The organism is Pseudomonas sp. MAG733B (assembly GCF_036884845.1).
Taxonomy (GTDB): domain Bacteria; phylum Pseudomonadota; class Gammaproteobacteria; order Pseudomonadales; family Pseudomonadaceae; genus Aquipseudomonas.
Genome location: NZ_CP145732.1, coordinates 2,600,928 through 2,615,280 on the forward strand (window position 1 = coordinate 2,600,928; position 14,353 = coordinate 2,615,280).

17 protein-coding genes are annotated in these 14,353 nt (G+C 51.2%); 5 read left to right on the forward strand and 12 right to left on the reverse strand.

Annotated elements, in window-relative coordinates; genetic code table 11:
- Positions 1-232: 232 nt before the first annotated feature.
- The 4 genes from V6Z53_RS11850 to V6Z53_RS11865 form a co-directional block, all read right to left on the reverse strand.
- Positions 233-1,627 (reverse strand): undecaprenyl-phosphate glucose phosphotransferase, encoded by a 1,395-nt coding sequence (locus V6Z53_RS11850; protein WP_338585682.1) that lies wholly within the window; start codon positions 1,625-1,627, stop codon positions 233-235.
- Positions 1,628-1,974: 347 nt separating this feature from the next.
- Complete coding sequence (locus V6Z53_RS11855; protein WP_338585683.1) at positions 1,975-2,661, reverse strand: helix-turn-helix domain-containing protein; 687 nt, start codon at positions 2,659-2,661, stop codon at positions 1,975-1,977.
- Positions 2,662-2,695: 34 nt separating this feature from the next.
- Complete coding sequence (locus V6Z53_RS11860; protein ID WP_338585684.1) at positions 2,696-3,451, reverse strand: EAL domain-containing protein; 756 nt, start codon at positions 3,449-3,451, stop codon at positions 2,696-2,698.
- A gap of 27 nt (positions 3,452-3,478) precedes the next feature.
- Positions 3,479-4,219, reverse strand: a complete 741-nt coding sequence (locus V6Z53_RS11865) for a winged helix-turn-helix domain-containing protein (RefSeq protein ID WP_338585685.1) — start codon at positions 4,217-4,219, stop codon at positions 3,479-3,481.
- A 533-nt stretch (positions 4,220-4,752) separates the two neighbouring features.
- Here V6Z53_RS11865 and V6Z53_RS11870 point away from each other — a divergent pair.
- Entirely contained in the window at positions 4,753-5,586 is an 834-nt protein-coding gene (locus tag V6Z53_RS11870) for an undecaprenyl-diphosphate phosphatase (protein ID WP_338585686.1), read from the forward strand.
- Between the two features lie 48 nt (positions 5,587-5,634).
- Here the strand turns inward: V6Z53_RS11870 and dusA are convergent, their stop codons facing one another.
- A complete protein-coding gene (gene dusA / locus V6Z53_RS11875; protein WP_338585687.1) occupies positions 5,635-6,654 on the reverse strand; it encodes a tRNA dihydrouridine(20/20a) synthase DusA in 1,020 nt (339 codons plus the stop codon).
- 102 nt (positions 6,655-6,756) lie between these two features.
- Between dusA and V6Z53_RS11880 the strand changes: the two genes are divergently transcribed.
- The 3 genes from V6Z53_RS11880 (at position 6,757) to V6Z53_RS11890 (ending at position 9,956) form a co-directional block, all read left to right on the forward strand.
- A complete protein-coding gene (locus V6Z53_RS11880) occupies positions 6,757-7,848 on the forward strand; it encodes a site-specific integrase (protein WP_338585688.1) in 1,092 nt (363 codons plus the stop codon).
- 69 nt (positions 7,849-7,917) lie between these two features.
- Positions 7,918-8,685, forward strand: a complete 768-nt coding sequence (locus V6Z53_RS11885; protein WP_338585689.1) for a hypothetical protein — start codon at positions 7,918-7,920, stop codon at positions 8,683-8,685.
- Positions 8,682-9,956, forward strand: coding sequence for a radical SAM protein (locus tag V6Z53_RS11890; protein WP_338585690.1), 1,275 nt, complete (start codon positions 8,682-8,684; stop codon positions 9,954-9,956). Before V6Z53_RS11885 ends, V6Z53_RS11890 begins: the two co-directional genes overlap by 4 nt.
- Before the next feature lie 46 nt (positions 9,957-10,002).
- On the opposite strand, the gene V6Z53_RS11895 is transcribed toward V6Z53_RS11890, so the two are convergent.
- The 7 genes from V6Z53_RS11895 to V6Z53_RS11925 form a co-directional block, all read right to left on the reverse strand.
- On the reverse strand, positions 10,003-10,269 hold the full coding sequence (locus V6Z53_RS11895; protein ID WP_338585691.1) for a pyocin activator PrtN family protein: 267 nt from the start codon (positions 10,267-10,269) through the stop codon (positions 10,003-10,005).
- Entirely contained in the window at positions 10,266-10,799 is a 534-nt protein-coding gene (locus V6Z53_RS11900; RefSeq protein WP_338585692.1) for a hypothetical protein, read from the reverse strand. The genes V6Z53_RS11895 and V6Z53_RS11900 overlap by 4 nt, the downstream gene beginning before the upstream one ends.
- Before the next feature lie 88 nt (positions 10,800-10,887).
- Complete coding sequence (locus tag V6Z53_RS11905) at positions 10,888-11,109, reverse strand: hypothetical protein (protein ID WP_338585693.1); 222 nt, start codon at positions 11,107-11,109, stop codon at positions 10,888-10,890.
- Positions 11,106-11,525 carry a hypothetical protein gene (locus V6Z53_RS11910; protein WP_338585694.1) on the reverse strand — a complete coding sequence of 140 codons (420 nt, stop codon included), beginning with the start codon at positions 11,523-11,525 and terminating at the stop codon, positions 11,106-11,108. The genes V6Z53_RS11905 and V6Z53_RS11910 overlap by 4 nt, the downstream gene beginning before the upstream one ends.
- A gap of 57 nt (positions 11,526-11,582) precedes the next feature.
- A complete protein-coding gene (locus V6Z53_RS11915; protein ID WP_338585695.1) occupies positions 11,583-11,897 on the reverse strand; it encodes a pyocin activator PrtN family protein in 315 nt (104 codons plus the stop codon).
- 158 nt (positions 11,898-12,055) lie between these two features.
- The gene (locus tag V6Z53_RS11920) at positions 12,056-12,340 is read right to left on the reverse strand and encodes a phage antirepressor KilAC domain-containing protein (RefSeq protein ID WP_338585696.1); all 285 of its coding nucleotides are present in this window, start codon (positions 12,338-12,340) and stop codon (positions 12,056-12,058) included.
- 9 nt (positions 12,341-12,349) lie between these two features.
- Positions 12,350-12,940, reverse strand: a complete 591-nt coding sequence (locus V6Z53_RS11925) for a hypothetical protein (protein WP_338585697.1) — start codon at positions 12,938-12,940, stop codon at positions 12,350-12,352.
- A gap of 352 nt (positions 12,941-13,292) precedes the next feature.
- On the opposite strand from V6Z53_RS11925, the gene V6Z53_RS11930 reads away from it, so the two are divergent.
- Positions 13,293-14,300: a hypothetical protein gene (locus V6Z53_RS11930; protein ID WP_338585698.1), complete on the forward strand. Its 1,008-nt coding sequence runs from the start codon at positions 13,293-13,295 to the stop codon at positions 14,298-14,300.
- The last annotated feature ends 53 nt before the right edge of the window (positions 14,301-14,353 follow it).

The following is a 14,353-nucleotide window of genomic DNA, read 5'->3' on the forward strand; positions in this document are numbered from 1 at the left end:
GTTCTACCGCAAGCGAACGTGTGTTAGTGGTTGTACCGTGAGCAGCAAACATCGCAGCGTTCGTTGCGATTCCCACCCCTTGGAACACCCCTCGACCGACCGTGCCCGGAGCTGAAATGAGCTCCGGGGTGTTTTGACGCGACAGGTTGATGAGGGGCAGAACCCGAATCTTGCCCACGAAAAAGGGGACTTGCGTCCCCTTGATGTTTGCCTGCGCCTGACTATCCAGCCATCAATAGATGTCTTTAGACAGCAAGGTGAAGGGCGTCTTTACCAGGATCTTCAGATCCAGCCACAGCGACCAGTTGTTGATGTACTTGAGGTCGATCTCGACGCGTTTCTGCATCTTGTCGATGGTGTCGGTTTCGCCGCGGCAACCGTTGATTTGAGCCAGCCCGGTGATGCCCGGTTTGATTCGGTGGCGGGCCATATAGGCGAGAATTTTGCCGGAGTAGTAGTCATTGTGCGCAATGGCGTGCGGACGTGGCCCGACGAGGGCCATATGGCCTTGCAACACATTGAACAGTTGCGGCAACTCATCGATTGAGGTTCGACGGATAAAGCGCCCTACGGCTGTTATCCGTGAGTCATTTCGACTGGCCTGTTTGACTTCCGCATCATCGTGAACGCGCATCGAACGGAACTTCCAGACCTGGATAACCTTGCCGTTCCAGCCATGCCGATCCTGTTTGAAAAATACCGGCCCGTGAGAGGTGAGCTTGACGGCCAGACCGATGGCCAACAGTAGCGGGCTTAGAACGACAATCGCCATCAACGCCACGCATTTATCGAGCAGGCTTTTACTCAGTGCGGCGGTGGGTTGGCTGGTCAGCGGGCTTTCATTCAGATGTATTGCCGGAAGACCGTCCACATCGCTGACCGAGTGATTGAGCAGGGTCAGGCTGTTCAAGTCCGGGACCCACACCACATCTACGTGGGCATCCAGCAAATCGCCATACATGGCTTCGATTTGTACCGCTTCACTCAAGGGCAGTGTGATGTACAGGCGTCGAATGTCATGGGTTTTGATCAGCTCCAACAATTCCTCTTGCGGGCCTACGATGGGGGGGGCACCAACTTCCAATCGGGAAGTGGCATCGGAGCTCACCAGGCCGACCAGTGGGAAATGCTCAAGGGTACGAAGCTTGTTAGCCAGTCCCAGGGCAAGTTCACCCGTCCCGACGATCAACGTTCTGCGCTCTCGTTGAAGTGATCGTTGGTAGTACTTCGAAAAGCCCTGTAGGGGAACATACAACAGCGCTTGGCCAACATAACTGCCGATCGCCCAAACCAGAATGATCTGGCGGGAAAACAGTTCATTGGCCTTACAGAGGAAAGCAACAATAGCCAGTGCCGCCAACGTCATTGACCAACCCATCAACAGCCTGATCAGCCCCTCCAGGTAATTGTCTTTCTTTGCATAGACACCACACCATGTATAAGCGGGAACCGATGCAAGTACGGTCAGTGTTGCGCATACTCGATAATAAAATTCTACCGCTCCTGTTTGGTAATAAACCAATGAAAGTAACAGGGCAACAGCAAAGCCCTGGCCAACTACCCACTGTCCCCAGAAGGTCAATCCTTTGAGAGTGGTATTTCGATTGATACGAAGACTGTTAACCATGCGATATCCCCAAAATACGTCCATTTGCGTGTCGACAGACAAGAGCCAAGTTGATCTGGCAGCGTTATTATTCTTATAAGAGGGCCATGCGTTGACGAGCTGAAACGCCAAGGGGCGGCGCTGTCGTCAGTCAATAGATTAAGTTATCGATGCGAGGGCTGTCTGACGACTTCTAACGACGCGTTAGTGTCGAAGTCCAATATGGCGGGGAGGCAGGGTGTGTTAGAAAAGGTCGATAATTGTGATGGGTGGGGCGTGTCTTAAGGGAGGGAATGGTAGGTAACAAAGTTGGAGGGTGTGCTTTTTTTATTTTTATAGCGCACTGTCGTTGTGACCATGTTAATTGTTCAGGTCAGGCTTCTCCCGCGTACAATTTTTTGTATCAGGCAATACCCACGGTTTCTGACTGCACGGAAAAGCCGTTCGCCATTTGTGGCGCTTTTGAATTTCTCCTGTAGTCGGCTCAGACACATTTCGAGACCGCGATAGCTTTCCGGCTCTCTTCCGATACTGCGGATAAGATCGTCTTTGCTGACCACGCGATCATCATGGTGCAGCATCTTCTTGAGTAATGTGGCCTCCAGGCCAGTCAAGACAATCTCTATGTCATCCTTGATCAACGCGCCACTGCCATTACTAAATCGCCAGGTTTCAGCCAGAGGAATGCGCGGCTCGACCAGGTTGGAGGGGAATTCCCTGGTGGCGTCCTTGGGTTCAATTGCGATAGAGGTGATGTTGTTAATTAGAGGGCTGGGTTGAGCCGCTTGCCACTCGGACTTGAATGTCGAAAGAATGCGCTGTGTATCATGCTTGATAACAGGCGAGATCATTCTGTCCACGTGCGGGAAAATAAACTCCATAAGCTTAGGGGCGGAGGATGGTGGGGCCACGCCTTCTACAAACATCTTGGCTTGTGACGTACCGAACGAGTTATATCGCTTGCTGGAGAGTAGCGTCTCCAGTTCCAACTGTAGCGCGGGGCTATGAGTGACTACTACAAAGTATTTTCTCGGGAGGTTTGTACCGCTTTCCATGTCTCTCTCCTGAATTGCACGCCTGGGTATTGGTTTAAAGGTTGTCGGCAGGGGAGTAATGGCTCCCTTGGAAATAATCGAAGGGCAAGGCTCGCGCCAATACATGGCTTGCAGCATGCTCTACTCTGTCCGCTATAAAGCTGACTTTGGTATTGTGAGCCTGCAGGGTCATACGCTCGTAGAGTCGATTGAATAGTTCTGGGTTGCCCGTGAGTTTGAGGCTCAAGTCTAAGGTGGAAACAGAGATCTTTATATAGTCGAATAGATTCAGGGTTGTAAAGATCTCGATACTTTCGTCGTGAATGTTGAAACCGTCGAATGCGATTTCGATACCGTGATCTTTCAATAGATACACGTTATGGATGATTTTCTTTTTGTCGGTAAAGTTGACCGCTGGAAAAGGTAGCTCATTGAGTGCGACCACCAGTGTCTGACCAAAGCCGCGCAGGGCCTCGTTGCACTGGATCAGCTCTTCGGTGAGGGCAGCATTGATGAGCGCTGACTGTTCGATACAAACAAATCGGCGACTCAAATACTTGTTTTCGCTAGAGGCGTTGCGCTCTTTTAATGAGAAGGCAATCAGCCGAGTCTGCATCAGTGCTTCACTGTAGATGCTGCTCATCTGATGCGTTGCTGGTGCGTAAGATGCAAGAGTGGACAGGAACTGGCTGTCGTCGGTTTTTACTCTGATCTCGCTGCCAAATGGGCGGTCATCGCGTGTAAGAATCAGTTGTCGAGACAAATACTGATTCGCACGGTCGAAGCGAGGCACGCATTCGGTTGCGTTCATAATGCAATAACTCCGTTGCATAAATAATCAGGTGGAAGAAATCAAACCCCTGATTAAGCGATATCCATACCCGCGAATACTTTGAATGGCGTTGGTGCCATACATGCCTTTTATTTTGCCGCGAAGGCGGCTGATCGATTTTTCCAAGGCTCTCGGGTCATAAAAATTAATATTGAGGCCCATGGCTCTGGCGATTTCGTCATGGCTCAATATATGGTTTTTCGTTTCAGAAAAAGCTTCAAGAATTTTCATTTCTGCAAACGATACATCAAGTTTTTTATCATCTCCGATGAGGCACATACGCGTGGGGTCGAGAAGCAGGTTGTCCTTTGACTGCCATTCCTGACTACCAAAAAAATCGGAAAATACCTGGACGTTATCGTCAGGAGCGCTGCTGAATTTTACGCAGTAATCCGCACCGGCAAGATAGTACTTCATCTTGTTGTAAGTGCCTGATCCGGTGATCGCTGCAAAAATTATTGACGCCATATTGTTGGCGCGCAGGCCTTCGATCAATGCAATGCTTTCAATGAACGCCTGAGGGTTGTCAACGACGATAAAGACCGCTCGATACAACTCCGGGTGGATATTCCTATTGAATGAGTTGCTGTAGCACGTTGCATCGACGGGTACTTCATTGCCTGCGTGACTGGCGACTAACTCACGGAAATCCTCAGCTAACATATGGGTCCGCCCAATGGTGAGAATCCCTGTCTGCTCCCTTGCATGGTTGTGGTTTGAGGTGGTTTTGTTACCTGTAAGCATCATGCTTTGACTCGGCTGGGTGCTGACGTTTGGATGTTAAAGCACCGATTCTCATTTGTGACTGACAATTGGTAACATTTCACCGGAATTTGAAGTGGTCGACACGGTTTTTCTAACATTGTTGATGAATCTGACGTGATCGTTTGCTCTCCAGAGGAATGGAGCGGTCAATCATCTGAGACACTCCGGACGATATGATGGCATAGCATTATGCCATCTTTTTTCTCGATATCCCGGATTCACGAACCCATAAGCTGTACGTGTGGCTAGCGCTTCTATCGGTTTTTGTTTTCTGTCGAAAGTTCACCAGGCCTTGAAAATCTCATGTCGATGGAGGGGGCTCATGCAGTTTCGGAGAGCGATATACCCTTTAATAACTTGTATATAACTTCGTGATTACAGCTGCGGAGGCTGGACATTTAATAACAAGCGGTTCTAATGCGCGGCTTGATGCGTTTTACTATTTCTTTCGCCTAATGTTCGAATGGTCAACAGACCTTGCACGCGAGAGTCGCGAGGGTCTACACGGGGGGTTAATGGATTTTTGGACTACGGTAACGGTTTTGATTTTAGGGGCAGTCGAGGGACTCACGGAGTTTCTTCCCATATCAAGTACCGGGCACCAGATTATTGTCGCGGACTTTCTCGATTTCGGTGGTGAGCGAGCAATGGCGTTTAACATCATTATCCAACTAGGGGCGATCCTGGCCGTCGTCTGGGAGTTCCGGCGCAAGATCCTCGAAATCGTCAGTGGATTGCCGACCCAGCGGAATGCGCAACGTTTTACCTTGAATCTATTGATTGGATTTATGCCTGCCGTTGTTCTCGGGGTACTGTTCGCCGATAAAATTCACGAATACCTGTTCAACCCGATAACTGTAGCGGTGGCGCTGGTCTTGGGTGGCATCGTCATGTTGTGGGCTGAGCGCCGCGACCATGTGGTGTACGTCGACCACGTCGACGATATGCGCTGGACCGACGCCCTCAAAGTCGGTTTCGCGCAATGCCTGGCGATGATACCGGGCACTTCGCGCTCGGGATCGACCATTATCGGCGGGCTGCTGTTTGGTCTGTCACGCAAGGCTGCGACTGAGTTCTCGTTCTTTCTGGCGATGCCAACCATGGTCGGCGCCGCCGTTTATTCCGGGTATAAATACCGGGACCTGTTCCAGGCCGGCGACTTGCCGGTCTTCGCCTTGGGCTTCGTGACGGCGTTCGTGTTCGCCATGCTCGCGGTACGCGGTTTACTGAAGTTCATCGCCAGCCACAGCTACGCCGCATTCGCCTGGTATCGAATTGTTTTCGGCTTGCTGATTCTGGCGACGTGGGTATTCGGTTGGGTCAACTGGACTGAAGCGGCGGCGCTCTGAACACCGGCACCAGGTTGCGTGAGCTGCAACCTGGTGCTCAATCAGCGCTTAACGCCCTTCAAGCAACTGCGCCGCCTGATCCAGCAAGGCCAACGGATCTTTGGCCTTGTGGATATCCACCGACAACAGCTGCCGAAACTTGCGCGCCCCCGGAAAACCGGTGCCCAGCCCCAACACGTGTCGCGTGATGTGGTGCATCGAGCCGCCCGCAGCGATGTGCGCGGCGATGTAAGGCCGCAACTGCGCCAGTGCTTCGGCGCGAGTGATCACCGGCGCCGTGCTGCCGAACAACTGCTGATCCACTTCGGCCATCACATAAGGATTGTGATAAGCCTCGCGGCCGAGCATCACGCCGTCGAACGTCTGCAAATGCTCATGGCAGGCTTCCAGCGTCTTGATCCCGCCGTTGAGAATAATTTCCAGGTCCGGAAAATCCGCCTTCAACCGCGCCGCCACGTCATAACGCAGCGGTGGAATGTCACGGTTCTCCTTCGGCGACAACCCCTCCAGAATCGCGATCCGCGCATGCACGGTAAAACTCGTGCACCCGGCCTCGCGAACCGTGCCGACGAAATCACACAGCTCCTCGTAGCTGTCACGCCCATTGATGCCGATGCGGTGCTTCACCGTCACCGGAATCGACACCGCATCACGCATTGCCTTCACACAATCGGCCACCAACTGCGGATGCCCCATCAGGCACGCGCCGATCATGTTGTTCTGCACCCGATCACTCGGGCAACCGACATTCAGGTTCACCTCGTCGTAGCCGTGCTCCTGAGCCATGCGTGCACACGCGGCCAGGTCCAGAGGGACGCTACCACCAAGCTGCAAGGCGAGCGGGTGCTCGGCCTCGTCATGGCGCAGGAAACGCTCGTGATCGCCATTGAGCAGGGCACCGGTGGTGACCATTTCTGTGTAGAGCAGGGCGTTTTTCGACAGCAGGCGCAGGAAGAAGCGGCAATGGCGGTCGGTCCAATCCATCATCGGCGCCACACTGAAGCGGCGGAATGGCTCAGAACGGGCGGGGCTAGTGTTTACGGGCGCTTCAGGTTTTTCGAAGTTCATTGATACTGATCTTTTATACAGCGGTTTTTACCCATTTTTCCTTGTTTTCTGAAGCCGGTTGCTACAATGTAGCAAGCGAATTCGGCAATGTAGCAACTGGAAATGGGCACGATCACATCACGCAAGCGCAAGGACAACTCGACGGCCTACACGGCGCAGATTCGGATCAATCGGGATGGGAAGACAGTTTATCAGGAAAGCCAGACCTTCGACCGCAAGCAGGTGGCACAGGCCTGGATCAAGCGGCGCGAAACGGAGCTGGCGGAACCTGGTGCCATCGCGCGCGCGAACCGCAAGGGTGTGACGATCAAGAAGATGATCGAGCAGTACCTGGACGAGTACGAAAAGATTCGGCCATTGGGTAAAACCAAGAAGGCAACGCTGAACGCCATCAAGGACACTTGGCTGGGTGAGCTCGATGACTCGGCCCTGACCAGTCAGAAGCTGGTGGAGTTCGCGCAATGGCGAATGAGCAAGGCAGGTGGTGGTGTCCAGGCGCAAACGGTGGGGAACGACCTGTCGCACCTAGGGGCGGTGCTTTCGGTGGCGCGGCCGGCCTGGGGATATGAGGTGGATGCGCTGGCCATGTCGGATGCGCGCAAAGTATTGCGCAAGCTAGGCATGGTCAGCAAAAGCAAGGAGCGCAACCGCCGGCCGACCCTGGAGGAGCTGGACAAGCTGATGGCGCATTACTTTGAAATGCAGACGCGGCGTAAAGCCCAGATCGACATGCCAAAGCTGATCGCCTTTGCGCTCTTTTCGACGCGCCGGCAGGAAGAAATCACGCGGATTCGCTGGGAGGATCTCGACGAAACCCGGCAGGCGGTTTTAGTGCGGGACATGAAAAACCCCGGGCAGAAGATTGGCAATAACGTGTGGTGTCATCTGCCAGATGAGGCGTGGGCGATTCTTCAGTCGATGCCTAAGGTGGAGAGGGAGATCTTTCCCTACAATGCCAGATCAGTGTCAGCGTCCTTCACGCGGGCCTGCCCGATGCTAGGCATTGAAGACCTGCATTTCCATGACCTGCGACACGAAGGGGTCAGTCGACTGTTTGAGATGGACTGGGACATCCCGAGGGTGTCGAGTGTTTCGGGGCATCGTGATTGGAACTCATTGAGGCGATATACACACTTACGAGGGAGGGGTGATATCTACCTAAGTTGGAAATGGTTGTCTATATTGACTAGGTAATTGCAGATGTTAGCTGGTATTATGCCAGTAAAGTTGCTCGTTTACTTATAGGGGTTTGGGGTGAGTCTAATGAAATTGCTTAATACTCCGCGCTGGGAAACATACAAAAGTTTTTATCAGATTACGGTATTTCGATATTTGACAATGTGGTTTTCAATTGTTCCTATTTTGGCGGGGATTCTTAGTCAGCTGCCAGAGTATATTCCGATAAATATAAGTGGTGCGACTTATAATTTAGCGCTCAAGTTGCCATTTAATTGGCTGTTGTTGTGGGCTTCATCGTTTTTCTTTTTGATTTCTTTTGTTATCTATGTGGTGCGGTGCCCTGCGTTTATCAAGCAATATAACAAATTTTCAGATTACTCAAGCTATGGTCATGACAAGCGCTGGGTTTCTTGGTTGGCAAAGGATCTAGTTGAGGAGGGGGCAGAATTACAAAAATTTATTTCTAGGCTTAATAGTAAGCAGTATTTAACGAGGCACTCGAGAGATTTTGTCATTCCTCAGAATAATCCGGAGGTTGGTACGGAGCAAACGATTTATTATATGAGCGTAGAAGGGAAGATTTATTCACTTGGAATGCCAAGGTTGGGAGAGGGGGAGGCAGATAAAGATGCCGAGCGAGCCATATTTTGGGAGATTTTTGGGCGTTATTCTAACTCGAGAAAATGGGCGCGAAACTGTATTAGGTTTTTCCTGTTGTTAAGCCTTTTGGCGTTTATCGCTGTTTTTGTTCAGCATGTTGTTAGTGGCCTTGTTTATCTTGTGCCGTGGCTAGAAAAATATGCTCCATGGTTGGCAAATGCTATTATGTGGCTTGCGAATTTTGTGCGATGAGAAAAATTTATAAATATTCCGCCGCAATAACTAGTCAGTTGGCTTTTTGCGCTACTCCTTTGAGGCTTGATAGTTACAATCATTGTCAATTTAGTTGTGGGTATTGCTTTGCTCGTACTCGTGAAGGATATGGGCGTGATGAGAAATTACAAATAGCCAACCCAGAGCGGTTGAAAAAACGGCTCAAAAGAGTTGCTGATGGGGTAGTTCGTTCTGCGCTCGATGAGTTTATTCAAATGAGAATCCCCTTTCAGTTGGGAGGGATGGCTGACCCGTTTTCTCCAATTGAGCTGAAAGAGAGGCGCACGCTCCAATACATACGTATTCTCAATGAGTACGACTATCCATTTATAATCAGCACAAAAAGTAGCCTTCCGGGTACTATCGAGTACACGGATGCGCTAAGTGAATCTAATGGTTACGTTCGGTTTTCAACGACTGTGGTTTCTGAAAATTTAAGAGCGTCAATAGATAAAGGATGTCCACCTATTCGCGATATTGCGGAGGCTGCGGAGAGGTTGTCTGCGCTCAATGTTCCGGTTTGTTTTCGGATGCAACCAATAATACCAGGTCACGAAGATAATTTTGATGGGCTATTGGCCTTGGCCCGAAATGTAGGTGTCAAGCACATATCGGCAGAATATCTCAAGGTGCCTCTTGAGGGTAATGTTAACTTCAGTCCGTCGTTGTTAGAATTATTAGGTGGGCAGCCGGTTTCAACATATATAAAGTTGGGGTCTCGTAAGCAAGGTAGTGAATATGCGCTTCCGCTATCATATCGCGCTGCGCACCTAATCTACATGCGAGGAGAAGCTAAGGCAGCAGGTATTACGTTCGGTTTTGCTGATAACGAATTGTTACTGCACTCTGACGGAGGATCTTGTTGCAGTGCTTCTGATTTGTATTTGAGAAATGCGAGTTTCTTTTCCGCAAATATTGTGGCATTAGCAAAGAAAAAAATGATAGGTGAACTAATCACGTTTAACGATTTTATTGGGGAGTGGATGCCGCAAAGCTCAATTGCAACGTATTTAAATTCAAAATCCCGTCTGGAAAAAACTGACCTAGAATCAGCGAAGTGGATAACATACCTGCGTGCAATATGGAGTGGGAATTATGGCCTGTATTCACCAAGCTACTTTGATGGGGTTATAGACACCGGTAAAAACGATTTAGCTGGGCTGCCTATTTATATGAGAGCTCTTAGTGAATTCGAAATTTCGATGGGTTTCGCGTTACCTGTTAAATGTCTTGAGCATATTTCTATTTGAATATATAAAAATGTGCTCGGGAAGAGTTTTCCCGAGCACTTAATCATTATGCTCTTCCCATGAGTTTTTCTTGCTCTAAAACGGCTTTGCCTCGTTGATTGTCTATGTAGATCGCTAGATCTTTGATGTGTATTCCTAATGCAGCTTTTTGTGTGGCTGTGCCTAGTCTAACTATCGGGATGTCTATTTCTCCAAGCAGTTGTTTGCGCTTGAATTTTTCAATGGTTAAGTGCATATAATCAGTGCATACACGATCCAGCGGAATCACAGCCTGGCCGTCATATTGGGCCATGAGTAGAAAGAGAGTGTTCATGCTTCCTCCAGATACGTTTTCATGGCCAGATGGTCTTGCATAGATATCTTGGTATCCAAAACGGCGCGTTTCCAAGATCGACGCATCCATCCAGCAAAGCCTGCTCTATACGCGTAAAGCTCGCGGGCGAACGTATCGGATGTACCCGCGCCTGGTGAGCTAATGTACGTCCCGCGTTGTCGGCAGTACTGCACGCCTTCGGGGACTGGGAATTCTTTCTCGATCTCGGCGCGTTCATCAATTTGAGCGGCATTGACGGGTGCTTGCTTCGAAGCGTCTTGATCAAGCAGAAGGGCTTTATACCCCACGACAGGCTGCGCGGGCGGGCGAGTCTGAGCGATCAGCGTTGCATCAGGTGTGGCTGCCTCGCGCAGCTTTTCGTGGGGTATAAGCCCATCGGCGGTGGCGGTGAGAGGGGCAATAATGCCTGCTGCTGCGCAGCAGAGACTCTTTGTTTCTTGTGCGTCGGCACCATTCGCGTTGCAGAGCAAAGCGGTCGATGTTTGGGGGGTATGCAGGTCCTTCTTCATGCCGCTTTCCTCCGGTGTTCGATAGCGAGTTGGTCCATCAGGTGCTGGTGAAGCGTGAGCCGTGCTTCGGTGGTGGCGAGAATCTGGCTCATGCAGCCTCCTTGATCAGGTCCGCGAGTAACAGCGCGCTCTTGGTATCCTTGTGCAGTTTGCGCAGGGCGTCATTGCCGATCAGCACGGCCAGCTGGCGGTCGAATTCTTTGCGAAGTCGCGTTAGCTCCCATAGGTCGGTTGTCACCTTCGCGCATTGCTGCTGCAGCTCGCCGGCTGCCTGGGGTGTGAGGCGCAACATTGGGGGAAGGTGATTCATGCCGCGTTCTCCTGTACTTCTGGCTCCAGGAGAGCGGCTATGGCGAGTGCTTGCTCGCGGAGCGCAACGGTGTCGCTTTCGAGTTTTTTACCTGTGCGGAATGCGCTGAATGTCTCGGCCGCGATTCGCAGTTTTTCCGCAATTTCCAACAGGGTTAGGCGTGCTGGTTCTCCCAACTTTGAGGCGGCTAACGCACGCTCGTAGTGGGAGAACAATTGCTTGTGGTGATCACGGGACTGGTCAAGCGAGAGCCTCAGGTTTTGGATTGCCTCCGAGTTGTCAGACTGTTGAATGTCTTTGCCTTCGTCGATTCCTTCGAGGCGGCCATCGATCAGGCCGCCGCGATAGCCAGCCCAGTAGGTGAGGCCGACAAGTACGATTAGAACGATTAGTGCACAAATCTGAATTGCGGTCATGTGGAGTGCTCCTTGAAGCGTTGTTGGCTGGTGGTGGCAACCATTCAGTGGGTGGTGCTAGCTGGATTCGCTTTGTGGACGAGGCATGTCCTCGTCAGCCTTGTAGGCACGGATGTCGATCAGGGCGGCAACGTGCTTGATATGGGCATACCGCAGAGCCTTTACGCTTTCGTCGATGGTGGTCACCGGGAGCTGGATCCGCCCGCTGTTGATCGCCTCTGTAAACGTCTTTTCATTGAGGTTCTTGAAGTAGTGCACGCGCAGCTTTTCGAGGGGGATAAGCACGTCGCCGAAGAGCTGGTGCAGCATCTCAACAGTGGAGTTGTCCGGTGCGGGAAGTAGTCGTAGCGGTGTTTGGTTTACGTTACTCATGGTGGTGCTCGGCCTCCTTGCGTTTAAGTCTTGATGGGTGATTCCAAGCGTTCAGGCAGTGGCGTTTGGTCAACTCCCGCAGATGCTCTGGTACTTCGAGGAGCGCAGCGTTGCGCTCCTCGCGGGTACTCATTGCGATGATCTGGCGGGCGTACTCCCTAGGCCACGTCACGATGATCTGCCGGGATTGCTGGCAGGTTCAGCCCCAGCTGCTCGGCGAGCCATCGAATGCCGGCTTGCTTCACCCGGGTCGACTGGCTGTACTGCATGCCGAGTTTTTCGTGGTACCAGTTGCCGTTTTTGACGCCCAGATACTCGCGATCCCGGTTCGGAAAGGCTGGAAGGTTCTGCATATTGAGCAGCGACTTTTCTCGCATGAGGCTGATCAGCTTGGGGCGGGTGATGCCCAGGTGTTTGGCGGTTTGGGCGAGGGTGCGATCCACGGACCCTCCTTAGGCTGCATGCGCGGCGGGAGTCGCCACGGCAGCCAGGTGGTTGATGGATTCGGCAACCTTTTCGTAGATCTCGGCATCTGTACCGCACACGGTGAAGCACTTGGTGCGCGGGCGTTTTACGCCGATGCTCATGATGGTGGTGATGCCAGTGCGTGTTTGGGTTCGATGGATCGCTATATGGATTGGCAGCTCAAAGCCCATGTCGAGGCTCAGGGAACCACCGGTGCGAACTAACTCGAAGACTCGCTGCCTGTTCTCGACATCGAACCGGGCGTACTGCCGGCTCGCGTGGGGGAGCATCAGTAGCTCAGCCGAGCTACTGGCGTCGGCCGGACCGTTGGCGATTTCTTCAATGAAGTCGGCCAACTTGAGGTGCATCTTTTTTTCGTTCTTCAGGGTCAACGAGTGGCGTTCGCTGCCCAGCTCGATGGTGAAGTGGGTGGCGGTTGTGCTGCGCTCAACCTTCAGGCGGAACGCCAGAGCCTCTCGCTTGGGAGCCGACCTCAAGACGTGGTTGAACGTCTCGGTCAGGTTGACCTGGGCATTGAGCAGTTGGAGGGTGCGATTGTCGAGTTTGAACTTGCTCATGCTGCGTGCCCTCCGCTATTCGGATCAATCGGCGCGGGAGCTGCACGAGTGTTCAGCTTTGCTTTGGTGGCGACGAATGCGGAGCCGCATTCGCGGGCTAAGCGGCGAATCTCGAATATGCGGAAGGGGTCAGCAGCGGTCGGGTGGACGTGCAGGGTGGCTGTGGTGTGCATGGTGTTGCCTCGCTCTGTGGTGGAAGAGTGAGGGTAAAATTAACCCAAAAGGTATATTTGTCAATGAAATGATAATCCTTTTGGTGTTTTTTCTGTGCGGTGCGCTCCTGTTTTTTGTTTTCCTATGCTGGCATTATGATGGTTTAAATTTTCTATTCATCTCGTGTTTTGAGGAAAAAATGACAAATAAAGGCACAAGGATAAGTGAAGCGCGCTCGGTAGCTGTTTTGCTTCTAGAGGATCTAGAGACATCTTCTCATTCGATCGACAAAATTTTGATGCGAGCTAAGAGGTTGGCAAGACTGATGCGTGATACTGACGCTCAGCTCTGGCTGGACTGTGAAACCAAAGGATATCCAGCAGCATTCAACTTCAAGAGCCTCGGAAGTTGCAGGGTATATGCTGTTTCTTCAGGAAGGCTGAATGAGGTTGAAGGGACTTTTAGAGCGCAAAGTTTAACCGAGATAGAAGCTAGTGTTTATGGGGCGCAGATTAGTCTAGATAGTTTCTCGCCGGTTGCGGTTGGCGCAGTTGAAAGTTTTGGGGCGAAGAATGCTACTGAGATGATGTTAAATAATCAGCTAAAAATACAAAGAACAAACAAGGATACTTATTCGAATATTAAGGCTTTATTTGTTTCGTTGATCGCAGGTCTGCATAATTATGCAACTGATATGTATCTTGCTCTTGAGTTAGGTGATGCGGCGCAGGATATATTTGAAAGTGCTAGGCAAGAGATTGATGGGTTTGTACGGGCAAACTGTCCAAAGGCTGCTGAGAAGATAGTGGCTATTAATGAGCGTATCGCGGATAACTCGGTCGAGTCGCGTACAGCCGCACTCACCTCATGCCGACGTTTGCTGATGACTGTTGCTGATTCACTTTTTCCCGCATCTACTACCGATTGGGTCGATTCCAAGGGCAAACCTAGAAAGGTTGGTGAAGAACAATATAAGAATCGTCTTTTAGCGTATATGTCTGAACGCACGTCTAGCAGTAGTAATGAGGCGATATTAAGCTCAGAGCTAGAATTCATTGCTGCAAGGTTGGATGCCATTTATGAGAAGACATGTAAAGGGGTTCATGTTGATGTTACAACTCAAGAGGCGAGGTTGGCGGTGATACATACGTACCTTTTTCTCGGCGAAATAGCTCTGTTGCCTCGCGAGGTTGTTTCGAATGGTTAGTTAGAGAGTCAAGTATCGATATCAGGCATGTCGCGATATGAATGTAATGTGCC